General features: G+C 51.4%; 18 protein-coding genes. 6 read left to right on the forward strand and 12 right to left on the reverse strand.

The window, feature by feature from the left end:
* Positions 1–99: 99 nt before the first annotated feature.
* The 3 genes from tdh to ABGI61_RS04550 form a co-directional block, all read right to left on the reverse strand.
* Positions 100–1,125 carry an L-threonine 3-dehydrogenase gene (gene tdh, locus ABGI61_RS04540; RefSeq protein WP_347597537.1) on the reverse strand — a complete coding sequence of 342 codons (1,026 nt, stop codon included), beginning with the start codon at positions 1,123–1,125 and terminating at the stop codon, positions 100–102.
* 15 nt (positions 1,126–1,140) lie between these two features.
* Complete coding sequence (locus ABGI61_RS04545) at positions 1,141–2,337, reverse strand: glycine C-acetyltransferase (protein ID WP_040551784.1); 1,197 nt, start codon at positions 2,335–2,337, stop codon at positions 1,141–1,143.
* Positions 2,338–2,477: 140 nt separating this feature from the next.
* Positions 2,478–3,125, reverse strand: a complete 648-nt coding sequence (locus ABGI61_RS04550) for a TetR/AcrR family transcriptional regulator (RefSeq protein ID WP_347597541.1) — start codon at positions 3,123–3,125, stop codon at positions 2,478–2,480.
* A gap of 117 nt (positions 3,126–3,242) precedes the next feature.
* Between ABGI61_RS04550 and coaD the strand changes: the two genes are divergently transcribed.
* Together coaD and ABGI61_RS04560 are read left to right on the forward strand one after the other, a co-directional pair.
* Positions 3,243–3,725: a pantetheine-phosphate adenylyltransferase gene (gene coaD, locus ABGI61_RS04555; RefSeq protein ID WP_347597544.1), complete on the forward strand. Its 483-nt coding sequence runs from the start codon at positions 3,243–3,245 to the stop codon at positions 3,723–3,725.
* Entirely contained in the window at positions 3,722–5,158 is a 1,437-nt protein-coding gene (locus ABGI61_RS04560; RefSeq protein WP_347597547.1) for a capsule assembly Wzi family protein, read from the forward strand. The genes coaD and ABGI61_RS04560 overlap by 4 nt, the downstream gene beginning before the upstream one ends.
* A gap of 38 nt (positions 5,159–5,196) precedes the next feature.
* On the opposite strand, the gene nagP is transcribed toward ABGI61_RS04560, so the two are convergent.
* Genes nagP through nagK form a run of 4 tightly spaced genes read right to left on the reverse strand, consistent with a single transcriptional unit; the run spans position 5,197 to position 9,580 of the window.
* On the reverse strand, positions 5,197–6,492 hold the full coding sequence (gene nagP / locus ABGI61_RS04565; protein ID WP_347597550.1) for an N-acetylglucosamine MFS transporter NagP: 1,296 nt from the start codon (positions 6,490–6,492) through the stop codon (positions 5,197–5,199).
* Positions 6,493–6,517: 25 nt separating this feature from the next.
* Positions 6,518–7,639: an N-acetylglucosamine-6-phosphate deacetylase gene (gene nagA, locus ABGI61_RS04570; protein WP_347597553.1), complete on the reverse strand. Its 1,122-nt coding sequence runs from the start codon at positions 7,637–7,639 to the stop codon at positions 6,518–6,520.
* Positions 7,640–7,654: 15 nt separating this feature from the next.
* A complete protein-coding gene (gene nagB-II / locus ABGI61_RS04575; RefSeq protein ID WP_347597556.1) occupies positions 7,655–8,653 on the reverse strand; it encodes a glucosamine-6-phosphate deaminase NagB-II in 999 nt (332 codons plus the stop codon).
* Positions 8,654–8,665: 12 nt separating this feature from the next.
* Positions 8,666–9,580 carry an N-acetylglucosamine kinase gene (nagK, locus tag ABGI61_RS04580; RefSeq protein ID WP_347597559.1) on the reverse strand — a complete coding sequence of 305 codons (915 nt, stop codon included), beginning with the start codon at positions 9,578–9,580 and terminating at the stop codon, positions 8,666–8,668.
* Positions 9,581–9,762: 182 nt separating this feature from the next.
* Between nagK and ABGI61_RS04585 the strand changes: the two genes are divergently transcribed.
* Positions 9,763–12,324, forward strand: coding sequence for a family 20 glycosylhydrolase (locus ABGI61_RS04585; protein WP_347597562.1), 2,562 nt, complete (start codon positions 9,763–9,765; stop codon positions 12,322–12,324).
* Positions 12,325–12,382: 58 nt separating this feature from the next.
* Here the strand turns inward: ABGI61_RS04585 and ABGI61_RS04590 are convergent, their stop codons facing one another.
* Entirely contained in the window at positions 12,383–13,090 is a 708-nt protein-coding gene (locus tag ABGI61_RS04590) for a SapC family protein (protein ID WP_347597564.1), read from the reverse strand.
* Positions 13,091–13,348: 258 nt separating this feature from the next.
* On the opposite strand from ABGI61_RS04590, the gene ABGI61_RS04595 reads away from it, so the two are divergent.
* Both ABGI61_RS04595 and ABGI61_RS04600 read left to right on the forward strand, forming a co-directional pair.
* Entirely contained in the window at positions 13,349–14,830 is a 1,482-nt protein-coding gene (locus tag ABGI61_RS04595; RefSeq protein ID WP_347597567.1) for a tetratricopeptide repeat-containing sulfotransferase family protein, read from the forward strand.
* Entirely contained in the window at positions 14,815–15,867 is a 1,053-nt protein-coding gene (locus tag ABGI61_RS04600; protein WP_347597570.1) for a sulfite exporter TauE/SafE family protein, read from the forward strand. The genes ABGI61_RS04595 and ABGI61_RS04600 overlap by 16 nt, the downstream gene beginning before the upstream one ends.
* A gap of 12 nt (positions 15,868–15,879) precedes the next feature.
* Here the strand turns inward: ABGI61_RS04600 and ABGI61_RS04605 are convergent, their stop codons facing one another.
* From ABGI61_RS04605 to ABGI61_RS04620, 4 genes are all read right to left on the reverse strand, one after another.
* Positions 15,880–17,385, reverse strand: coding sequence for a tryptophan halogenase family protein (locus ABGI61_RS04605; protein WP_347597573.1), 1,506 nt, complete (start codon positions 17,383–17,385; stop codon positions 15,880–15,882).
* Between the two features lie 16 nt (positions 17,386–17,401).
* Positions 17,402–18,961 (reverse strand): tryptophan halogenase family protein, encoded by a 1,560-nt coding sequence (locus tag ABGI61_RS04610; RefSeq protein WP_347597576.1) that lies wholly within the window; start codon positions 18,959–18,961, stop codon positions 17,402–17,404.
* 1 nt (position 18,962) lies between these two features.
* On the reverse strand, positions 18,963–19,670 hold the full coding sequence (locus tag ABGI61_RS04615) for a SapC family protein (protein ID WP_347597579.1): 708 nt from the start codon (positions 19,668–19,670) through the stop codon (positions 18,963–18,965).
* Between the two features lie 96 nt (positions 19,671–19,766).
* The gene (locus ABGI61_RS04620) at positions 19,767–22,358 is read right to left on the reverse strand and encodes a TonB-dependent receptor (protein WP_347597582.1); all 2,592 of its coding nucleotides are present in this window, start codon (positions 22,356–22,358) and stop codon (positions 19,767–19,769) included.
* A gap of 410 nt (positions 22,359–22,768) precedes the next feature.
* Here ABGI61_RS04620 and ABGI61_RS04625 point away from each other — a divergent pair, with 410 nt between their 5' ends.
* On the forward strand, positions 22,769–23,794 hold the full coding sequence (locus ABGI61_RS04625) for a LacI family DNA-binding transcriptional regulator (protein ID WP_347597585.1): 1,026 nt from the start codon (positions 22,769–22,771) through the stop codon (positions 23,792–23,794).
* Positions 23,795–23,805 lie beyond the last annotated feature (11 nt).

Here is a 23,805-nt window from a genome sequence, read left to right on the forward strand (position 1 = left end):
ATTTAATGACTAACATTTCCACAGAAAAGATCTGCAGCTGAAAAAAAAGCAGACATAAAAAAAGCGAACCGAAGTTCGCTTTTTTTATGATGGGGATATTTACGACCAGTTAAGAACCACTTTACCAGACTGACCTGAACACATAATATCGAAGCCTTCCTGAAAGCGCTCCATCGGCAGCTCATGCGTAACCATGGGTGTTAAATCCAGACCAGACTGAATTAAACTCGCCATTTTGTACCAGGTTTCAAACATCTCTCGACCATAAATACCCTTAATAACCAGGCCTTTAAAGATCACTTTGTTCCAATCTACCGCCATATCAGATGGCGGAATACCCAGCATGGCAATTTTGCCGCCGTGGTTCATGGTATCCAGCATGCTGCGAAACGCTGCCGGTACGCCTGACATTTCCAGGCCCACATCAAAGCCCTCTGTCATGCCCAGCTCTTTCATCACATCTTTTAGGTTTTGCTTGCTGACATCGACCGCGCGGGTAGCGCCCATTTTCAGCGCCAGCTCCAGCCGGTAGGGGTTTACATCGGTAATCACCACATGGCGGGCGCCGACATGGCGTGCGACCGCTGCAGCCATAATGCCGATAGGGCCAGCACCAGTGATCAGAACGTCCTCACCGACTAAATCAAACGACAGTGCAGTGTGTACCGCATTACCGAACGGGTCGAAAATCGCGGCGATGTTATCCGGAATATTGTCCGGCAGTTTAAACGCATTATAAGCCGGAATAACCAGATATTCGGCAAAAGAGCCAGCGCGATTTACGCCCACACCTATAGTATTACGACATAAATGCACCCGGCCGGCGCGACAGTTACGGCAATAACCGCAGGTAATGTGGCCCTCGCCCGATACCCTATCGCCTACTTTAAAACCGCGTACTTCCGAGCCCATGCCTTCAATGACGCCGACATATTCATGCCCTACAACCATACCGTGCGGAATGGTGTTTTGCGCCCATTCATCCCATTTGTATATGTGCACGTCTGTGCCGCAAATGGCGGTTTTTTTAATGCGGATCAGTACGTCGTTCGGGCCAACTTCTGGCTTATCGACTTCGGTTTGCCAAATGCCTGGCTCTGCTTTTAACTTTGCTAATGCTTTCATCTTCACGCCCCGCCGTTAGGCAATCACGCCCATGTCTTTACCAATGCGGATAAAGGCGTCTATCGCCTTATCCAGTTGTGCTTTGCTGTGTGCTGCCGAAATCTGGGTGCGAATGCGCGCCTGACCTTTTGGCACCACCGGAAACGAGAAACCGACCACATAAATGCCTTCAGCCAACATGCGTTTAGCCATCTCAGCCGCTACTTTGGCATCGCCTAACATCACCGGAATAATGGCATGGTCTTTACCAGCCAGCGTAAAACCGGCTGCGGACATTTTTTCGCGGAAGTAATTGGCGTTGTCCCACAGTTTAGCCCGTAGTGCGTCCCCTTGCGCCAGCATATCCAGCACCTTAATAGAGGCAGTAACAATAGACGGTGCCAGCGAATTAGAGAACAAATACGGCCGTGAGCGCTGGCGCAACCAGTCAATCACTTCTTTTTTGCCCGAAGTGTAACCACCGGATGCACCGCCCAGCGCCTTGCCCAAAGTGCCGGTAATAATATCTACTCGGTCCATCACGTCGCAGTATTCATGGGTGCCGCGGCCATTTTTACCAACAAAACCCACTGCATGGCTGTCATCGACCATCACCATGGCGTTGTATTTGTCGGCCAGATCACAGATAGCTTTCAGATCGGCTATCACACCGTCCATCGAGAACACGCCGTCGGTAGCAATCAGCTTAAAGCGGGCACCCTCGGCATCGGCCTGCTTTAACTGGGCTTCCAGCTCGGCCATATCGTTGTTGGCGTAGCGGTAGCGCTTGGCTTTGCATAACCGCACGCCGTCAATAATAGAGGCGTGGTTTAGTGCATCGGAAATCACCGCGTCTTCCGCGCCCAGAATAGTTTCGAACAAACCGCCGTTAGCATCAAAGCAAGAAGAATACAGAATGGTATCTTCAGTACCTAAAAAGGCGCTAATTTTGGCTTCCAGCTGTTTGTGGATATCCTGCGTGCCGCAAATAAAGCGCACCGACGCTACACCAAAACCGTGGCTGGCAAGCCCCTGTTGCGCGGCGGCGATAAGATCAGGGTGATTGGCCAGGCCCAGATAGTTATTGGCGCAAAAATTCAGTACCTGCTGGCCGCCAACGGTGACATCGGCCTGCTGCTGCGAGGTAATAATACGTTCTGCTTTGTATAAACCTTCTGCGGTGACATCGTCTAGTTGTTGTTGTAGATGCTGCAGAAAAGCGCTGTTGCGCATAAAGCCTCCTGTGTAGGGGGTGAGGATAGTAAAAACGGCGCCATTGTAATGCTTATGGCCGGCCGGCGCAGCGCTTTTGTACTAACTGAAGCGCTGCTCAGACCTGCTGTTGTAAAGATTAGCCTACAATTTCAGCCAGTTTAGCTTGCCAGTGCCTCGTAATGTTGCTGCAGGCGGGCAATGCGTGGTTTAGCCTCGGCGGTAGCGTAGGGTTTAAACAGCAACAGCACCTTTAACACGCCCTGATACACACTGGCTTTGTCTATCGCTTGCTGCGGTGCCTGGGTTTTTAAATAGCTGATCCAAAAGGTTACCAGCAGCTTAATGCTGTGCGCCAGATCAGTAATATCATCATCATCAATATCAATTATGCCGGACTGTTTCAGCGCTTTGAGTACCGCTGTTACCCGCACCAGCACGCCCTGCTGCACGTGCTGATAATCCTGCTGCAGCGCCGGGTCACGCGATAAAATATCCGGCAGGTTGGCGTAAAAAAAGTGAAAGCGCCACATCAGTTCAAACACCGCATCCAAATAACAGGCCAGTGCATCTAAGGCTTCAGCTTTATCTGACGGTGGTTTAATCCGGGTTTCCAACAGCTTGGCGTATTCTTTAAAAATGTGCCGTACGATGTCTTCTTTATTACGAAAGTGGTAATACAGGTTGCCAGGGCTGATGCCCAAATGGGCGGCAATATGGTTGGTGGTGACCTGGCGCTCTCCCACCTGATTAAACAGCTCGATGCTGGCCTGCAGAATTTTATCTTTGGTTCTGAGCTTTTTTTCCATCTGCGAAACAGGCTTATAGTTGGCGAAATTAATTTGCTATAGTAACGCCAAATCGACTAAAAACTCTAGTCGGGCCGTTTTAGCGCGCTAACCTGATAATGGAATGCCAATAACATAATGAAAATAAATGCAATTTACCCAGGCACCTTTGATCCACTCACTAACGGCCATGCCGACCTGGTGCAACGGGCCGCCCGTATGTTTGACCAGGTTATCGTAGGCGTAGCCGCCAACCCCAGCAAACAGCCGCTGTTTAGTCTGGACGAGCGCGTCGCACTGGCGCAGCAGGCTTTTAGCAGCATAAGCAATGTGCGGGTGATCGGTTTTTCCGGCTTACTGGCCAAATTTGCCGAGCAGCAAAACGCGCAGGTGCTGATCCGTGGCGTCAGGGCGGTGGCCGATTTTGAGTACGAATTTCAGCTGGCCAGCATGAACCGGCAACTTAACCCGGCGCTGGACAGTATTTTTATGACGCCGTCTGAAAAAAACACCTTTATCTCCTCGACACTGGTAAAAGAAGTGTGCCGCCACGGCGGCGATATCTCCAGTTTTGTGCCCAACCATGTTGAACACGCGCTAAAAAGTAAACTGAAACTATGAAACTGAGCTTGTCGCGACCGAGACTGTCGCTATTAAGTCTGGCGCTATGCGCCCCGTCGTTGTGGGCGGCGCCCTGGGTTGACACTCAGGACAATTATTTACGCCAGTCGTTGCAGACGCTGGCGCAGGCCGGCGTGATTAGTGGCCCGGTTAATACCTACCCGCTGATGTGGAAAAACATTGCCGCCGATTTGGCCCGCGCTGACGAGCAGCCTACTGCTGAGCTGCGTTTTGCGCTGGCACATGTGCGCTCGGCGCTTCATGCCAACCAACATGACTATATTGCCGGGGTGAAGTTAAAAGCCAGCTCTGATCCTTCTCTGTTTCAAAGCTTTGGCGAAAGCTATTTTGAGCAGGCTTCCGCCGCCGTGTTCAAAGAGTACCTGGGTGATAACTGGGCAGCCAAAACCCAGCTGAATTACCGCAAGCTGGATGATAACCGGCAGGAGCAAAGCCTGACCTTTGATGGCAGCTACCTGGCAGTGATTGCCGGTAACTGGGTGTTGGCGCTGGACCAGCAAGCACAGTGGTGGGGCCCGGGCCAGCAAACCAGCTTGCTGCTAAGCAATAATGCCCGGCCAATACCGTCGCTGCGCCTGAGCCGCCATAGCTGGCAAGGCAGTGATAATGTGTTATTTAGCTGGCTGGGTCCCTGGAGTTTCACCAGCTTTATCGGCCAGGGTGAACATAGTAGCCTGCCGCGGCAAATTAAACATTTTGGTGCCCGTTTCAGCGCCCGCCCCCTGCCACAGCTAGAGCTGGGGCTCAGTCGCATTAGCCAGTGGGGTGGCGACAGCATAGGTAACCGGCTGGAAAATAGCCATGACAATGGCCTGAGTGCCTTTACCGACATGTTGCTGTTAAATGATGACAATAACGCCGACAATATGGCAGCACTTGACCTGACGTTTCATACCCGGCTGGGCGATTGGCCACTGAGCTTTTATACTGAATTGGCTGATGATAACGGCACCAACAAACTCAGCAAACCACTACAACTGTACGGGTTACGCAGCTTTTTTGGCAGCGACAGCGCTGTGCATACGTTAAGCCTGGAATGGTCTGATACGTATATCCGCTGTGATGACCAGCCACAAGCCGGCAACTGCGCTTATCAGGGCGACATTTATCCGCAGGGATATCGCCGCTACGGCCGCGTTATCGGCAGCGGTTATGGCGCAGACGCCAAGGTGTTATCCGCTGGCTACCGTTATCAGACCTTTGATGGTTACAGCTGGGCAGCCAGTGTATTACGCGGCCAGTTTATTAACCTAAATGACACCGTGCGGAACTGGCAGTTGAGGCTGGAATACCGTCAGCCTTTGCTAAACGGTTTACTCAGTGTTGAAGGCCGGGTGTTTGATAAATCACCACAGCCTGAGCTGAATATTAAACGCGGTAGCCTGGCCGTAACCTGGGAATACCGCTTTTAACCCAATCGACTACTAAACTAAGCGACTACCGCGCTGGCTTAACGCCAGCGAGTCAGCTTATGGCCTTTTACCGCGTAGAACAAAATAAACAGATAGCACGGCAGCATGACAATATAGGCACCTTGCTGCCCTAAACCGCTGCTACTTAACAAACCCCAGACCAGTGGGCCAAAAGCACCACCGGCTATCCCCATAATGAGCAGCGCCGAGCCGACACTGGTTAACGCGCCAAGGCCAGACAGTGCCAACGGCCACACCGCCGGCCAGACAATGGCGTTCGCCAGCCCCAGCACCGCAATATACAGCAGGGTGTCGGGTAGTGCAGTGCCACCAAAGGGCACCAGCAGCGTATTGGCAATAGCATAAGAGCCGGTATCACCCAGCGTTATCGCTAGCGTAAGTAGCACCCCCAGCACCGCAGATACCGCCAGTGCTGCCTGCTGCGACAGCACTCTGGGAATAAGCACTATGCCAAGCACATAACCCAGCACCATACAGGCCATAGTGTAAGAGGTCATCACAGTGTAGCGCTCGACACCCAAAGACAAGGCAAATAAGCCAATGGTGTCACCGGCAATCACTTCAACCGCCACATAAACAAACAGCGCCAACACACCAAGCGCCAGGCTGGGCCGGGCCAGCGCGGCTGTAACCTGGCCGCGGTTGTTGCTGTCAGCCTCTTTTTCCAGTTCGGGCAACGGCGCATATTTTACCGCCAGTGCCAGTAAGCCTAAAAAGGCTGCCAGGCCCAGGTAAGGCAACACCAGACTGGCAGCCATGGTGTCGATTTGCGCTTGTGTCAGTACGCTGTCTTTATTGCTGACAAACCCCTGCGCCATAAGAGCAGTAAACACGATAGGGGCAACGACGCCAGCGGTTTTGTTTAAAATGCCCATAATGCTAATGCGTACTGCAGCGGTTTCTTCAGGGCCAATTTTTACCACATAGGGGTTTACCGCCGTTTGTAGCAATGTCTGGCCAGCACCTATAACCAGCTGTGCTAACAAAAACAGCGCAAAAGTTTGCGTTTGGGCGGCAGGAATATACAACAAGCCGGCCAGCATCATGGTGGCCATACCCAGCGCCATACCATTTTTATAACCCACTTTACGGATAAGCCAGGCCGACGGCAGTGCGGTAAAGGTTACTGCAATATAGAATGAAAACAGCACTAAGGAGGCCTGCAACGGCGTCAGTTGCAGCATTTGTTTTAAATACGGCATTAACGAGCCGTTAAGCCAGGTCGCAAAACCCAGCACGAAAAATAAGATGGCCACTATCGCCATCGGGATCAGGCTGCTGCGCGTTGGCGCCTGTGTTGCTGTTGTATCCATGAGGTTCCCCGTTTTTATGTAATTATTATTTTGCTGCAAGAGGCTGCTGTTGGCCTTGTATCCAGCAACCCTGTACCTGAAAGTGTTTATCCAGTAATACCAGATCGGCAGCGGCCCCTACCCTGATTTGGCCACCTTCAGCTAAGCCTAAAAATTGTGCCGGATACAACGAGGCCATCCTTAGTGCTTCATCCGGCACAACCCCCAGGGACGCAATGGCATAACGCACCGCGCCGGCCATATCCAGCACAGAGCCGGCCAGTCTGCCCTCAGCATCAGTCAGTTTGTTGTCCTGTCGAATAACCTTACCGTCGAACAAATCAAACTCTGTCGCATCGGTACCAACAGGTGACATGGCATCAGTGACAATCAGCAACTTACCTTTAGGCTTCGCCGCCAATGCCACTTTTGCTGCCAGTGGGTGCATATGGTGACCGTCAAAAATCACGCCGCACCAGCTGTCGGCATCGGCCAGTGCCACGCCAACCATACCCGGCTCACGCGAGGTTAACGGCGACATGGCGTTGTATAAATGCGTAAAACCGGTGGCACCGGCGTCTAACGCCGCCTGCACAGTCGCTGCATCCGCGTTGGAGTGCCCCAGGCAGACAATCACCTTTAACGCGGCTAGCTGTTTGATCTGGTCCGGGCTAACGTTCTCCGGCGCCACCGTAACCAGTTTGATGCCTAAATCGGTACGACCGTATAATGCCAACTCCTGCGCACTGAGCTCGCGGATATGCCGGGGCGGATGCACGCCTTTTTTCGGCAGTGATAAATGCGGCCCTTCAAAATGCACACCGATAATGCCGGGTTCATTAGCCGCAATGGCCCCGGCTATCGCATCAGCGGCCTGTTGCATCACCTCAATGCTGTCGGTAATCACCGTCGGCAGCATGGCAGTGGTGCCAAAACGGGCATGCGCCGCCAGCATAGTACGCAGGCTTGCCACGGTTGGCGTACTGTTAAACAGCACACCGCCACCACCATTTACCTGGATGTCGATAAAGCCCGGCACCAGCATGCCGGCGGTGATATCACCACTGGCAGGATTAATGGCCTGCACCAGGCCGTTGTCGATGACAACGCTAACATTTTCCCGCCAGTGATGGCCATCAAACAGCCGGCTGACATTCAGTTGCTGCATAATTTACAACCTTCTTTAAACTGTTTTCGTTACTTTGTTCAGCCCCGGCGGTGCATCCGGGTTAATACCTCGGCTGCGCGCGACCACTTCCACATCAAGATAAAACCGTTGCAGCACTAACAGCGGCAACAAGCTCGGGTGAGCACTAATACCCCGATGATGCAGCTGCACTACAGCAGCGCCGCGCCGGGTAACCTCGGCAATTTGTGCCTGGTGTGCGCTTAAGCTTTCATCTTCTACAGTCACATCGACAATAGCAAACTGATTTTTTACCAGCGTAACCGGGCCATGTAAAAACTCGGCGCTGGAAAAGGCCTCGGCATGAATACCGCACACTTCTTTTAACTTCAGCGCAATTTCACGCGAAATGGCATAGCCCAGGCCACGGCCGAGCACCACTAAATGCGCCACTGCGCCAAGTGCCTCGGCTTTAAGCTGTGCCGGCAGTGCAATAGCCGCCCGCAGGCGTTGCGGCAACTGCGCTAGTGCCTGCTGTAGCTCATGGTTGCCTGACCACACCGACACCAATTGCAAAATAGCACTTAAGGTTGCCAGATAACTTTTGGTTGCTGCGACGGCTTTTTCTGCACCGACATGCAACGGCAGCACAAAGTGCGCCTGCTCCGCCAGCGGCGAGCTGGTGTCATTGACCAGCGCCACGACCATAGCGCCACTGCGTTTGGCCATCTCAACCTGTGCCAGAATATCCGGGCTACGGCCAGATTGTGAGATCACCAGCACCAGCGCATCGGCCAACTGCAATGCTTTGTTATACACACTGGCAATAGAGGGAGCGGCGGCAGCCACCGGCAAGCCCAGTTCAATCTCTATCAGGTATTTGGCAAACACACCGGCATGATCAGAGGAGCCCCGCCCTACCATATAAACAAAACGCGGTTTACGTGCCTGTATTTGCGCCACTACCTCGGCGACAACGCCGGCATTAGCCGTTAATTGTTCGGCAATGCGCGTTGGCGCTTCTGCGGCTTCTTGCGCCATGATACTGTTGTACATAACTTTATTTACCTATAACGAGAGTGCGATAGACTGCGCCGAACCGCTTTGCCGGGCAAACCAGATAGCGCCAAGCTCCGGTGTTTGCAGGGCCGGAGTGACCTGTTGTTGAATATCTGCCGGCAGATAAGGCAGTAACTTCGGTGCCAGGCCGCCAATTAAAGACAATCTTGGCGGGTTGGTTGTCAGCAGCCGCCGGGCGATGGCACTAATAAAACCAGCGCCCTGTGTAATGAGCTCAATAGCAGTGTCATCGCCCGCGTCGGCTGCTGTAAACACTAGCGGGGCAAAGCGGGCATAAGTAGTAGGCGTGGCATGCATAAAATGCGACACCAGCGCCATTGTATCCTGCACACCCAGCTGTTGCTGTAGCAAGCCGGTCATCAATGTGGGCGGCGCAAGTTGATCCAAACTCAATAGCACCTTATGTAGCAGCTGCATACCAAACCAGGCACCGCTGCCGTTATCACCGTACGGAAAACCATGGCCACCTATTTCAATGATCTGGCCATTGACCGCCGCCAGACCACAGGAGCCGGTGCCAATAATAATGACTGCGCCATCCTGGCCCTGATGCGCGCCCATGCAGGCAATGTGCAAATCACTGGTCAGGTGCAAGGCTTTAAACGGGTGCTGCCAGTCGCTGAACATTTTAAAGTACTGCGGTACATTTAAGCCGGCCAGGCCAGCGCCTACCGTTAGCCGGGCCATATCATTAAACGCCAGGCCAGCGCAGGTTAGCGCTTGCTGGGTGGCACTGAGAATAGAGTCAGTAGCTGTTTTCATGCCGCGCAGCGGGTTAGCCGGCCCGGATAAGCCTTCTCCCAATACCTGCTGATCGGCAGAAACAATAACCACCCGGCATTTGCTGCCACCACCATCAATCCCCAGATATAACGGCGTATCGCCACCTTGCGCTACACTCATCCTGTCCACCCCTTGCACTCTTTGCTGAAATACGCTGCGCATTTAGCTTATTGCCGTTTTTTACCTTACACTTGTTACTGCGCGATAAAATTGACAGCGTTGTCATTTTTACAAATCAGCATATAATAAATCTGACAAATAACAAGTGCCTTGTTTAAAAAATACACTTAAAGGGAATGCCAATGCGTAAGTTACTGCTTGTTTTGCTCTGTTGTTACCTGCCCTCTGCCGCCGGTTTTACCCAGCTGCAACTGGCCGACTTTGCCGCCAACAGCAGCCTGCATTATCAGCTGCTAAGCAATCAACTGGCCGAGCCCATGCAGTTTAATGCGGCGCTGGTGCTGCGTAATGACTCCAAGGTTGCTTTGCCTGCCGGTGAGCACAGCTGGCAGCTATATTTTCATCTTATTCGCCGCATCGACACGCTGGAGCAGCAAGGCCTGTTAATTGAGCATGTGCAGGGTGATTTACACCGGGTGCGCCCCCTAAGTAACTTTTCCGGCTTGCTACCACAGCAGCAGCTGGTACTGCCGTTCAGCTCGGCGCCGTGGATGGTGAGCTATAGTGATTTTATGCCGCGCGCTTTTATCGTGGCAGACGGTTTAACCGCGGAAATTATTGCCAACACCGATAGCGAACACTTCACCGACTTTGTGCTGCCGTTAACCGCGCCGGCACAGTTGCAACGTCATTTCGACGATGGCACAGATTTAGTGCCCATAGTGGACGCGGCCAGCCGTTTTGCGTATAACCGGGCGCTACTAACAGACTCAGCTAAGCAACCAAGCCAACAGCGGGTTATTCCAACGCCAAAACAGGCGCGCTTTAGCAAAGGCCAGGTAAAACTTGACAGTCAATGGCGGCTGAACTTTGCTGGCCGTTTAAGCAGCGAGGCACAGTATCTGCTCGCGCAATTATTGGCTTACGGCATTCAGTTAACTAACAACACAGACGGCTTACAGCACAAAGCGCCAGAGCTTAGCCTGCGTATCGCTGCTGATAACGCCATCGCGCCAGAAGGCTATCAGCTAAACATCAGTGACAAGGCTATCAGCATTGTCGCCGCCGATAATGCCGGCGTGTTCTACGGCATTCAGACCTTACTGGCGCTGGCTAAACCCGATAACAACAGCCTGTTGCTCAGCAAAGCCAGTATTAGTGATGCGCCGCGCGCCAGCTGGCGTGGCATGCATTATGATATGGGCCGCAATTTTCACGGCAAAGACGTTACCTTGCGCCTGATAGACACTATGGCGCGTTATAAGCTCAACAAACTGCATCTGCATTTAACTGAAGATGAAGGCTGGCGTTTGCAAATACCCGGCTTGCCAGAGCTGACCGACATAGGTGCCACCCGCTGTTTTGATTTAACTGAGCAGCGCTGCCTGCTTACACAACTGGGAACTGGCCCGCATGTCGATGGCTCGGGTAACGGCTATTACAGCACGGCAGATTTTATTGACATACTGCAATATGCCAAAGCGCGTCATATTGAGGTGATCCCGGAGATTGACCTGCCTGGCCACGCCCGCGCCGCTATTGTGGCCATGCAGGCCCGCTACCAGCGCTTGATGGCTGCGGGCCAAAACGAAGCTGCCGAACAATTTTTGTTGTCCGATCCACAGGACAGCTCACGCTATTTAAGCGTGCAAAATTATACCGACAACGCCGCCAATGTCTGCCTGGATTCTACTTATGCTTTTGTCGATAAAGTGCTGTACGAGCTGCAGCAACTATATCGCCAGGCAGGCAGCAGTTTGCGGGTATTTCATATGGGCGGCGATGAAGTCGCCGATGGCGCCTGGCTGGGCTCACCGGCCTGTCAGGCGTTGTTTAGCCATCCTGATAATGGCGTTGCCGGTGTTGCCGATTTAAAACCTTATTTTGTCCGCCAAGTAGCTAAACTCAGCGCCGCACGTGGCCTGCAATTGGCAGGCTGGGAAGACGGCTTAATGTATGACCGGCAAAACACCTTTGATCGCAGTCAGTTTGCCAACGGCGCAGTAATAGCCAATGCCTGGGACAATATTTGGGAATGGGGCGTGGCAGATCGTGCTTACCGGCTGGCCAATAATGGTTATCAGGTGGTGTTATCGCCCGGTACCCATTTGTATTTTGACCACCCGCACGAAGCACACCCACAGGAGCGCGGCTATTACTGGGCTACCCGCTTTAGCAGCCTGGATAAAGTATTTGGTTTTATGCCGGATAATTTGTATGCCAACGCCGACAGCACCCGTCGAGGCGAGCCGATTGCCGATCTGGAACGGCTGCTGGGCCGGGCATTGCCCAAACTGCAGCGGCCGGAAAATATCCTTGGTATTCAGGGCCAGGTGTGGAGTGAAACCATTCGCACCAGCGAACAGTTAGAGCAGATGATTTACCCCAGGTTACTGGCACTGGCCGAACGCGCCTGGCATAAAGCCGCCTGGGAACACACAGGCGATACTGCAGCACGCCAACAAGACTTTTCTGCTTTTGCCAAACGTGTTGCCGAGGTCGAGCTGACACGCCTTACGGCGAACGGTAGTGGCTTTTATCTGCCACCGCCCGGGGTTAACCAGCAGCAAGGCGTTATCAGTGCGAATGTGGCCTGGCCGGGCTTAGTTATTGAATATAGTCTGGATCAGGGCGTTAGCTGGCAGCAATATCAGCAGCCATTGTCATTAACGTACAAGGATATCTGGTGGCGTAGCCGTTATCAGCAACAAACAAGCCGGCTGGTAAAACTACAAGGGTTATAGCAGGATAAACGCAGGCAACAAATGTGCTTGTTGCCTGCACTTTTGACAAGCAACAGGCTTAGCCAGCTTCAGCGATACGCTTAACCAGTTTTTGTGTGTGTTGCAGTGACATTAGCTGGGCATAAATCGCGGTTAAATAACCGTTTTTACGCAGTTCAATGAAGGTTTCATCGCTTAATTCATTCAGCTTTTTCTCATCAATTAAGAAAATGCCGTTAATGCGCCGCTCAGTGCCGTTGATATTCAACGTCAGTGTTTGCTCTTTTATCAGCTCCAGGCTTTGCAGTTTTTCCACAAAGTTACGGGTAATAACACCCATATCCAGGTATTCAGCCATTTGCTGTTTACGATGGGTCAAAAACTCGCTTTCGCTGCCATCTTCATTAAATAACGGGTTACCCTCAGCCTGACTTACGCGCTCAGAGGCTTCATCTAATGCCACCATTAAACGGTCGCCATCCGGTTTATCTTTTACCAGCACCAGCGGGTAGTTACGCACGGCGCGTGGCACGTATAGCGCCTGCCATTCATTGCCCTGCATAAACAGGTTTTGCTGTGCGGCTAACCCTAACATGGCTACTGGCTGAAAACCTTCATTGGCTTTAACAAAAACAATCGGAAATTCTGCGCCGGCCACCACAAACTCATGCACCACCACCGGCAGCATATGCTCGCCACTGATATGAGAAAAGGCATTGGTATTGTTGATTTTAGTTGTGCTGTGCTGGTCTTTGTTTAGCGGCACAATTTTTGGTGTTGAAGTCATAAACTACTCTTTAGTCTGTTCTTGGATTTGAGAAGTGCTGATAGCAAAAATTATTATCATCATAGCGCTACAGGCTATCAGCAGTGCGGCCTTATCATGCGCTAAGTTAGCACTGTGATCAACAGCAAGCCTGCGGATAACATTAGCCCAAATAGCAAGTGGCTATGCCTGAAGTTATTTTTTTACCAAGCACCACGTTTGACAACGCTGTCAACGTGCAGTACAACAACAGCATAAATTGCGTAACTGAGATTCGCCTTGAGTCAACCAATACCTTTAACCTCGCTGGCGAGCCTGCGCTTAATGCTTCGTCGGGGCCAGCTGAGCGACGTCGAAGCTCAGTGCCGGCAATGGCTCAGTAAGCCGCCAGTCGGGGAGGAAATGTGTGGCATTTTGTTTCAGTTGCTGCACCAGCAACGCCGTTTCAGTGAACTGTTGGAGCTGAGTCAGCAATTGACCAGCCAACAACCTGAGTTGTTAATTGCCTGGTTATCGCAACTGAAATGCCTGCGTCAGCTGCAACGCCATGCTGAGGCCATCGATATCAACAAGCAGCTACTACAACGTTTTGCCGACGTTGCTGATCTTTGGTTATTGCAAGGTATCCTGCTTAAAGATTGCGGGCAGTTGGATGCGGCTTTAGCCCACTTACAGCAGGCTATTCAGTTACAACCCACCCTGTATGAGGCTTATTGGCTCAGAGCCGACTTACTGAAAACTCCAACCGATGCCGACATCAGGCAAATGCAGCAGCAACTTGAATCTTGTCAAAATGACACCGCAGCCGCGCCACTACACTATGCCCTTGCCAGTGCGCTGGAGCGGCAACAGCAGTTTTCTGCCAGTTTTGCCCAGTTACAGCGTGGTGCGGCAGCGAAAAAGCGCACCTTGCGTTACAACCACCAGCAGGAACTGGAGGAATACCGGGCGCTAATGCAGACATTTACTAAGCCGATACAATTAGGCCAGGCGTCAAATGGCAGTACACCGGTTTTTATCTGTGGCTTACCGCGCTCCGGCACGACTTTGGTTGAGCAGATCTTATCCTGTCATCATGATGTCACCGCAGGGGATGAGTTATTTGAATTGGCGCAAGCCACAGCCCAAACCTTGTCGGAGCAACAGAATGCTTTGCGGTTTCCTCATTGGACAACGCAGCTGGACAGCCGGCAATGGCAACAGCTTGGCGAACGTTACCTGCAACTGACATCAAGGTTGCAACAGAGTCGCTATTTTACTGACAAGATGCCCTTGAATTATAAAGCGATAGGCATCATCAGAGCCGCGCTGCCGCAGGCGAAAATTATCTATTGCCAACGCCATCCTTTAGATACGTTATTTAGTTGCTTCAAGCATTTATTTGGTGAAGGTATCGCCTTTAGTTACGATCTTGACCATCTCGCCGATATTTTTATCGCTCAGCAGCAATTGATGACACACTGGCTTAAGCGGTATCCTGAGCACATCTATGTTGTCACTTATGAGACACTGGTTATGCAGCAGCGCCAGCAAACAGAACAGTTGCTTGCTTTTCTTGATCTGCCCTGGTCAGAAAACTGTATGGCGTTTCATACCAATCAGCGTGCTGTCTATACCGTTAGCAACAGTCAGGTACGCCAACCACTATTTAGCTCTTCCATTGGTAGCTGGCAGCGTTATCAACAGCAATTGCAGCCGTTAATGCAGCGGCTACAGCCTTATGTAGAGCAGTATCAGGCGATGTTATGCAGCAAAAATTAAAACGCTATCTCTGGGTCTGGCTGTTGTGGCTGCTCGGCTTTTATGCTGTCTGGCTGTATCTGGTGATTGGCTTAGACTACTGGCCAGAGGCCAAAGCACACTGGCCGATAGCAGTGGCGATGGCGGCAGGCAGCTATGCTGCGGGCTCTACCCCTATGGGTGGCGGTACCGTCGGTTTTCCGGTGTTAGTCTTACTGTTTGAACTGCCTGCCACTCTCGGACGCGACTTTAGCTTTGCGGTGCAGGCTATCGGCATGACCAGTGCCAGTATCTTTATTCTGGCGCGCCGCCAGCCGGTAGCCTGGGCCATGTTAAAAGGAGCCATGCTAGGCAGCTTAATTGGTACGCCGCTGGGGATCTGGTTTATTGCGCCCTATATTCCGGGCCTGTGGATAAAAATCGTCTTTGCGGTGGTATGGGCCAGTTTTGGCTTGCTGCATCTGTACCGGCTAAATGAAATCGCCAGCCACACCGGTATGACAGAATTTAACGAGCGCTGGGATTTTAAAGTCGGCGCCTGGATAGGCCTGCTATCAGGCGCCACTGTGGCAGCCGTAACCGGTGTCGGAATCGATATGGTGCTGTATACCGCTCTGGTGCTGTTATGCCGCACCGATCTGAAAATCGCGATTCCCACTTCTGTGATTATTATGGCGTTTACTTCTGTACTGGGCGTTGTTGTTAAAAACCTCACTACCGGCATCCAACCCGGCGTGTTTGAAAACTGGCTGGCAGCCGCCCCTGTAGTAGCATTGGGCGCGCCGCTGGGTGTGTTTATTGTCGCACTGATTGGCCGCAAACCTACGCTGGTGGTGGTAGCGTTGTTGTGTGTACTGCAATTTTTCTGGACTATGCACTCAGAGCGCGCCAGCTTGGGTGTCGCTGGCACGGTGCTGTCTGTGTTGGCGGTGGCGCTGTGCTTACTGGGTTTTGAGCAATTACGCCGCTTTGGTGCCAGGTTGGTGGGCGAGCGCAACCTGTTAATTGCAAAAGACGCACCACAAACCGTAACCACCAGGCTACCGGATAGTCTTTAGCACAGATGCCCCTTAGTGCCTGAGCCGGGCCAGAAACTCGCTGTGTGGCACTGTAATATTAAGCGCTTGTTGCACCCTGCTGTGCAATTGTGCAAACGGCTGTTGGGCGTCGGCACCCAACTGCATATGTAGCTTGGGGTAATGTTGCATGCCATATAAAATAAAGCGGTAGTTTTCGTCGGTAAAGGTAGTGGCGTAGCCGCCGGCTAAATCGTGATATTCACATATTTTATGCCGCCATAGCGCTAACTTCTCCAACAAGCCGTCACAGTGGCCGGCGGTGGCCGGTGCCGCTTGCCAAAAGGGTGTGTCATCGCGGTTAGTCAGACAGTAATGCAACACAATAAATTGTTTTAAATCCTGATAAAAACCATCCATCGCTTTATTGTAAGCATCACGTACCGACTGCGTAACCTCGGCGGCGCCAAGATGGGTACCCAGCAAGCGTACACCTAAATTGATAAGATGTAAGCCGGTAGACTCCAGCGGCTCGATAAAACCACCGGACAACCCGATAGCAATACAGTTTCCCAGCCAGAAGGCTTTACGACAGCCGACATGCATTTGCAGGTGTTTGGTTTTCAATACTTTTGATTCTGGCCCTAAGAAAGCCCGCAGCTCCTGCTCTGCCTGCTCCGGGCTTAGCCGGTTACCGTCATAAACGTACCCTGTGCCCTGCCGGCTGGACAAATCAATCTGCCAGGCCCAGCCATAATCCAGTGCTGTTGCCGTGGTATAGGACTTAGGCTGATAGCCAGGCTCGTGCTCGCGCTGCAGTGCTACTGCCCGGTTGCACGGCAAGGCATTACCAAAGCTTTGCCAGTTATTGTCAGACAGTTTATTGATCAGCAAACCATTAAAGCCGGTGGCGTCGATAAAGATATCCGCGCTGTAACGCGCACTGGCCGAGCTGACCGAAGCAATATTGCCATCCAACACAGTCACCTCTGTGATGGTATCGCTAATATGGCTGACACCGGCTGCCACCGCTTTATCGCGCAGATAGCGCGCCATTAACACGGCATCTAAATGATAACCGTAAGGTACTACCCCTTGAAACGGCACTGACTGGCGGCCCTTAGGGCTATGATTTTGCGCCATCAAATGGGCGCTTAAGCTGACACCCTGATCATAACGCTCTTGCTTGAAACGGCGGTTAAGTAGCCAACTGCTGGAGATATCAATATCCCGGCCGAGTTGCTGCTGTTCAAACGGGTGAAAATACTCATGCATCTGGCCATTTACCGGTTGCATCCAGTTACGGAATAAAATGCCGGTTTTCAGCGTGCCGTGGGCGTGTTGTAACAGCTCGGTCTCATCCAGCCCCATAGCAGCAAAGAAAAAGCGGATACTATGTACCGTAGCTTCCCCTACGCCGATAACGCCAATATCAGGGCTTTCCAGCACGGTAATGGCAAAATTCTGCTGGCTGCTGTTGAAATATTTGTTCAGATAAATGGCCGCCATCCAACCTGCAGCGCCACCACCGACTATGGTGAGTTTTTTTACACCTTGCATAGTTATCCTTCGCCGGCTAGACCGACGCTAATCCGTACTTTTTTATCTGCTGTATTAACTGCCTGTGCGGTAACAAGGCCTGTTTCGCCTGGTTCAGATACTGTTGCTGCGCAGAGCTTAACTGCGCAACCCGTTGCAGCTGGTTCAGCCTTGGCGTTAATGCGTTGATGTCTGTGTTAAAGTGCATGCCATAAAGCACATAGAGATAATTGTCGGTGTGAAACACGTCAAACCGGCCCGGAAAATCATAAGGGGTCGGTGTGCGGCCTTGCCACAGCTGCAGTTTCTGTTGCAGGCTATCCGGTATGCTGCTGGCGCGGCGATTATCGCGCCAAAAAGCAGAGTCATCCCGATCGGAAATACAATAATGCAGTTTGATAAAATCAATGACCTTGTCCCAGGCTTGCCTGACCTGCAAATTAAATTGTTCAGCCGCCGCGGCAAACTGCGCCTTATGTGCCGGTAAAGTATCGGCCAGCATACGGGCGCTGGCATCGTACACCAGTAATCCTGTCGCTTCTAACGGCTCTACAAAGCCCTGTGATAAACCGATAGCGACACAATTGTGCTGCCAGAAGCGTTGCCGGTAGCCCACTTGCATCGGAATATGCCGCAGGGATAATTGCTCTGCCGGCATGCCAAGATAGCGGCCTAAGGTGAGCTCTGCCTGTTGTTGGTCACAATAGCGGCTGGAATACACATAGCCCACGCCGCGCCGTGACGGTAGTGCGATATCCCATACCCAGCCGGCATCCTGTGCCGTGGCCAGCGTACTGCAGGCCAAAGGCGTATTATCATCGGCGTAAGGTACCTGTACTGCGATAGCACTGTCACAAAACAAGACGTCGTTTTTGGCAATAAAGCCAACCTGCAAGGCGTCGCCCAGCAGCAGCGCCTGAAAACCGCTACAGTCGACGTAAAGATCGGCCTGTAGATAGCCCGCAGTGTCGGTGTTAATGCCGGCAATACAGCCATCCACTGCGGTGCTAACTTGCTGCACTTTGGCCTTGATATGGCGCACCCCCAACTGCTCAGTACCATGCCGGGTCAGTAACTGCGCAAACTTAGCGGCATCCAGATGGTAGGCATAGTTGGCAATGCCGTCATACTCCGGTTGTGTAATCAGTTTTGGCGCCAGGCCCAGTTCGCAAAGCTGGCTTTGGATGCCAACAAAATCGGCATAAGGTTGCCGGCGATCAGACGCCAGCCAATAGGGTGTTAGCTTGATGTCCTGCCGTTCGGGGTAATCGAATACATGGTGGTAAAAATCAGCCAGGCCGGCAGCTGGCTTCAGCCAATGCTGAAAACGAATGCTTTGTTTAAAACTGGCATCACAATAGCGGATAAGGTCGGTTTCACTGATCCCCAGATATTGCAAACTCTGCCGGATAGCCGGTACAGTGCCTTCGCCTACACCAATAGTGGGAATATCCGGTGCTTCAACCAGGGTAACACTCACCGCCGGGTTACTGCGACACTGCAATGCTTTGGCCAGATGGCAGGCTGTTAACCAGCCGGCCGTGCCACCGCCCACCACCAGCACATGCTGCACCAGGCCCTGCTCAGATAGCGCCATATCAGCTACTCTGGCCTGCCGCTTTTTTCACTAAACGCTCAATGTTTCTTAACGACAGCAAATGCGCGTACACCAAAGATAGGAAACCGCGTTGGCGCAACTGCTCAAATTGCGCCGCAGGTAAGGCGTTCAGTTTTTGTTCGTCAATAAAATATAAGCCGGTAAGTTGTTGTTTCTGCTGGGCGACGGTGATGTTGAGTGTTTGTGGCTGTAATAGCTGCAACTCGCTCAGCAGGGTAACAAAAGCCGACGTTAACTGGCTGGACTGATAGAAATCTTCTAACTGTTTTTTACGTCTGCTTAAAAATTCACTTTCGCTACCATCGGCGTTAAACAGTGCTGCGCCGTGCTCACCATTGAGCAACTGGCTGGCTTCGTTAATGCCCACCAGTAACTGCTCTGGGTTAGCCGCATCTTCTATCAATACCAGCGGATAATTACGTACTATCATCGGCGCGCTGTCTGCTTGCCAGGCCTGCGGCTGATAATACAGATTCTGGCCGGCAGCGAGGCCGGTTAAAGCAACGGGTTGAAATGCACCGCTATTGGCATTTTTGACAAATACCAAGGCGTATTCCAATGCCAGACGGTTAAATTCGTGTACTACCACCGGCAACATATGCTCGTGTTGAACCTGGGCAAAACTTGGGTCGTGCGCCAGCTTCAGGCCGCTGTGGTTTTGAGGGTTAAGAGGAGTAATAGCGTTCATACTTCGCGCTCTTTTTCATCACAGGTAAGTTACCTTACACTGTTGTCTGAGATGGAAAAAGGGAAGTGTTGCCACTTCCCTTCGTTTGCTGCGCTGTTAGAAGCGGAAACTTGCGCCTAACGACACCCGGCGTGCCAGATCATACTGGAATACCGGGAAGCCCCAGGCAAAACCATTGTAGTTGTTGCCTGCCGCACTGCGGTTCTGACCAATCTGCTTAGAGCCTTCCTCCAGCAGGTTGACCGCGTCAAGTTTGATATCGATATTGTCAGTAACTGACCATACCACGCTTAAATCCAGTGAACCGTAGTCATCGTGCAGACGGTTACCGTATGAGCCGGCTTCACGGATCATATATTCACTACGCCAGTTATAAGATAGGCGCGCCTGGAACATATCGTTTTCGTAATAGCCGCTGATGTTGTACGAGTGACGTGAGCTGTCACTTAATACCGGATTAAGATCAGCAAAGGTATCGGCATCGGTAGAGGTATCGGTGTAGGTATAGTTTACGATGCTACCAAAACCATTACCGAAGTACTGCTGATACTGCAGTTCCATACCGGTGATCTGCGCATCTTTACCATTGCCTTTTTGCTCTACCAACCAGCCAAAATCAGCTTCATCCTGCCTTTCCAGCTCAAACGGGATCTCATCTGCACTGGCCGTACTGCTGCTAATATTGACAAAGTTTTTCACGTCTTTGGCAAACAACGCAGCAGACACTAATGAGTTGGCATCAAAGTACCATTCAATGCCTAAATCAAACTGGTCACCGATAAAGGGTTTCAGGCCAATGTTACCGACAATCCAGCGCTGGTTGTTCGGCACATCGTCATTAATCCCCATAACGTTTGGATTAACGTACATATCAGCATATTGTGGCCGCGCCATCACGCGCGCAGCAGACGCCCGTACAATCACATCCGGTGCAACATCAAAGGCAATGTTAAAGCTTGGCAAAAACTCGGCATAGTCTGCGCTGCTCGAGCCTTGAGCACCGTCCAGATAATAGGTTGATTTTGCATCCGTGGTGACATAGCGCAGACCAAAGTTACCGCGAATACCTTCGGTGCTGAATTTCGCCATACCATAGAGCGCAAAGTTATCTTCGTCGATTTCGCTATAGGCACCTAAGTCTTCGGTTTCGCCAACAATGCTTGAGCGGGCCCAGGCTTTAAGCGCTTCAGGATCAAAACGGATCATTTGATAATCCGCGGTACCAATGTCGAACGTTCCGGTGTTCAGACCGCTGGTAGAAATCGTCGGATCAAAGCCCTCGGCCTGTATAAAGTCAAACTTACGACTCCAGGTGTTATGCTGCGATACTTTGGCACCAAACTTTAACGCACTGATAGGGCCGTAGCTGACATCAAAAGTAACGTCAGCCTGAGCGTAAGTTTCCTCATCGCTTTTTGGTGTACGATTAAAATTAGCACCAGTACCCATTACCAGTGAGCCCGGATCATAACTGGCCAGATCAAAACCATTCAAATCCCAGGTTTGCACGTTGCCGGTAAAGTCATATTTACCACCCGGAATAGGTGTACCACCGGTGCCATCATCAACCACCATTTCAAAGTCAGTCCCACCGGTTGACGACGTATCCCCCACCTGGAACTCAAGCAGGTAGTTATCACCCTGATAATCGACTTTTAGGTCAAAAACCTTAGACTTCATCGTCGCTTCCCGTGGCCGCGCCTGGTAGTAAGCCACGTTTAACGGCCCTTTTACCGGCGTACGGGTATCAAGCCCCGGGTAAGTGGTCCAAGCTTCCGTCGCTGAGGTATCACCCCAGGTGGTATCGGCCTGAGTTAACCATAACGCATAGTTGGTGTTATTGGCTTCCATCTGCATGTCCATTGCATTAAACACAATATTTAATGCATCACTTGGACGATATTGAAAAGTTGCCGTTAATGCCGTACGTTCACGGTCTTGTTCAAAACCCACCGGACCTGCGCCCCACTGCCAGAACGCTTCATTACCCTGGCGCTGCAGGCTACGATTTTGCAACACGCCAGCCACTAACACACCGAAGGTTTCGTTATCATTTTTCCAGCTGCCTAAGCCAGAAAACAATGGGTCTGTCTCACCAGAATCACTCTGATATGAGCCTTCTACCGAGGCATAAACGGTCAAAGGGTCCAAATCAAGCGGTTTGCGGGTATTAACAATAACAGTGCCACCGACACCGCCCTCGGCCAGATCAGCCTGTGAACTTTTATAAACTTCCAAATCACCCACTAATTCAGAAGGTAACAATTCATAGTTAAAACTACGTTTTGCCGGCTCAAGCACGAACCAGCCAGTAGACGCGACATTTTGCCCATTAAGCGTTGTCAGGGTTAAATCAAGACCGGCACCACGGATAGACACGCCAGCACCTTCACCAAACTGGCGCTGAATGGTAATACCCGGAATACGTTGTAACGACTCTGCCACGTTTTTATCCGGAAACTTGCCCAGATCTTCAGCAGTAATCATATCAATGGTGCCATCATTAAAGCGTTTCGCATTTAAGTTGGCTTCCTGTGATGCACGAATCCCCCGCACCTGTATCACTTCTACCTGCTGCTCTTTAGCGACTTCTTCCTGAGCCAATAACGGCATCGCTAAACTCGCGCCACCGACCATTAATCCAAGCTTCACTGCTATCGCACATTTCGTTATTTTTGTGTGCTGCATAACCCTCTCCCGTTCCTGTTCTCTTGTTGTAGTGCTGTTTTACTTCCCGGACAAATCATGACAACGCTGTCATTGGAATTTAACATACACAAAAAAAATCGCCTTTGCAAACCGAATTCGACGATTTTTTAAACGTTATTGGCGCGTTCAAACAATGCCAAAATCACACCAGGTAAAATGGTTTTCCATATACCGTCAGAAGATGACGGTCCACGCCAAAATATTTTCTTGTTTTTATACAGCATGTTAAGCATATACTTTTAGTCACTATCTTATTCAAGCCAAAAGTCGTAGCAAAAATAAGCAAGAAATGTTTGCCGTTTCGGCAAAAAAGAGGTATCCATTAGTTCAATTTGATCTAATAAATGACCAGCGCTGTCATTAACTCTATAAAGAGCAGGGATCTCAGCATGAAAGTAACGATTAATGATGTCGCCCGCCAGGCCGGTGTCTCAATAAAAACCGTGTCCAGGGTAATGAATAATGAACCCTCAGTGCGTAAAGACACCTATGATAAAGTGATGGCGGCTATCAATGAGCTGCAATATCAACCTAACGCCGCGGCCCGCAATCTGGCCAGTAGCCGCTCGTTCAGCATTGGCTATATTTACGATAACCCCAACGCTTACTATGTTATTGATATGCAAAAAGGCATGCTGGATGCCTGCCGCAAACATGGCTACGAGCTCATTATCCACCCAACGAATGCCAAGTCGGCCGGGATAGTGCAGGAAGTGTTAGATTTAGTGCAGCACTCCCGTTTAGCCGGGTTAGTACTGACACCGCCTTTTTCTGAAATGCCGGAGATTGCCCAGGCACTGGAAAAAATCGGCCTGCCGTTTATCCGTATTATTTCTGGTTCAACACCGTCACCTAAATTAAGCAACTGCGTGCTGGTGGATGACTTTACCGCCGCCTTTAAAATTACCAATCACCTGCTGGAGCTAGGCCATACTGAGATTGCCTTTTTATGCGGTGACGATGAGCATAGCTCCAGCGGTGAACGTTTAGCCGGTTATCAGGCCGCACTGGCTAAACGCGGCATAGCCGCTAACCCGAAGTTTATTGTGCCGGGCAGTTACTCGTTTGAGTCTGGCGTGAAAGGCGCTGAAAAACTGATGCAGCTGAGCAAAAAGCCTACTGCTATTTTTGCCTGTAATGATGAAATTGCTGCCGGAGCTTTGTTCAGCGCCCGACTGATGAATATTGCCATTCCGCAGCAACTGGCTATCGCCGGCTTTGAGAACAGCCCCTTCTCACGCCAAACCTGGCCACCACTGACCACAGCGCACCAACCGAATGTCACCATTGCTCAGCAAGCAGCAGAGCTGCTGTTTCGGCATACCAAACCCAATGCCAATAAAAATTTGTCCGACAAGCAACCGGTGTTTATTCCTGAGCTTGTGGTGCGCGAGTCCACCGCTGTCAGTAGTTAATAAAAAACCGC

This window comes from Rheinheimera fenheensis, assembly GCF_039871805.1.
In the GTDB taxonomy this organism is placed as follows: Bacteria; Pseudomonadota; Gammaproteobacteria; order Enterobacterales; family Alteromonadaceae; genus Alishewanella; species Alishewanella fenheensis.

What these genes read in the sequence shown, in the direction of transcription:
- nagB-II (WP_347597556.1), bottom strand. Translation starts at nt 8,653, where the DNA reads ATGTACAACAGTATCATGGCGCAAGAAGCCGCAGAAGCGCCAACGCGC.
- ABGI61_RS04625 (WP_347597585.1), top strand. Translation starts at nt 22,769, where the DNA reads ATGAAAGTAACGATTAATGATGTCGCCCGCCAGGCCGGTGTCTCAATA.
- ABGI61_RS04590 (WP_347597564.1), bottom strand. Translation starts at nt 13,090, where the DNA reads ATGACTTCAACACCAAAAATTGTGCCGCTAAACAAAGACCAGCACAGC.
- ABGI61_RS04615 (WP_347597579.1), bottom strand. Translation starts at nt 19,670, where the DNA reads ATGAACGCTATTACTCCTCTTAACCCTCAAAACCACAGCGGCCTGAAG.
- ABGI61_RS04600 (WP_347597570.1), top strand. Translation starts at nt 14,815, where the DNA reads ATGCAGCAAAAATTAAAACGCTATCTCTGGGTCTGGCTGTTGTGGCTG.
- ABGI61_RS04560 (WP_347597547.1), top strand. Translation starts at nt 3,722, where the DNA reads ATGAAACTGAGCTTGTCGCGACCGAGACTGTCGCTATTAAGTCTGGCG.
- nagK (WP_347597559.1), bottom strand. Translation starts at nt 9,580, where the DNA reads ATGAGTGTAGCGCAAGGTGGCGATACGCCGTTATATCTGGGGATTGAT.
- ABGI61_RS04610 (WP_347597576.1), bottom strand. Translation starts at nt 18,961, where the DNA reads ATGGCGCTATCTGAGCAGGGCCTGGTGCAGCATGTGCTGGTGGTGGGC.
- ABGI61_RS04620 (WP_347597582.1), bottom strand. Translation starts at nt 22,358, where the DNA reads ATGCAGCACACAAAAATAACGAAATGTGCGATAGCAGTGAAGCTTGGA.
- ABGI61_RS04550 (WP_347597541.1), bottom strand. Translation starts at nt 3,125, where the DNA reads ATGGAAAAAAAGCTCAGAACCAAAGATAAAATTCTGCAGGCCAGCATC.
- ABGI61_RS04545 (WP_040551784.1), bottom strand. Translation starts at nt 2,337, where the DNA reads ATGCGCAACAGCGCTTTTCTGCAGCATCTACAACAACAACTAGACGAT.
- nagP (WP_347597550.1), bottom strand. Translation starts at nt 6,492, where the DNA reads ATGGATACAACAGCAACACAGGCGCCAACGCGCAGCAGCCTGATCCCG.
- coaD (WP_347597544.1), top strand. Translation starts at nt 3,243, where the DNA reads ATGAAAATAAATGCAATTTACCCAGGCACCTTTGATCCACTCACTAAC.
- ABGI61_RS04585 (WP_347597562.1), top strand. Translation starts at nt 9,763, where the DNA reads ATGCGTAAGTTACTGCTTGTTTTGCTCTGTTGTTACCTGCCCTCTGCC.
- tdh (WP_347597537.1), bottom strand. Translation starts at nt 1,125, where the DNA reads ATGAAAGCATTAGCAAAGTTAAAAGCAGAGCCAGGCATTTGGCAAACC.
- ABGI61_RS04605 (WP_347597573.1), bottom strand. Translation starts at nt 17,385, where the DNA reads ATGCAAGGTGTAAAAAAACTCACCATAGTCGGTGGTGGCGCTGCAGGT.
- nagA (WP_347597553.1), bottom strand. Translation starts at nt 7,639, where the DNA reads ATGCAGCAACTGAATGTCAGCCGGCTGTTTGATGGCCATCACTGGCGG.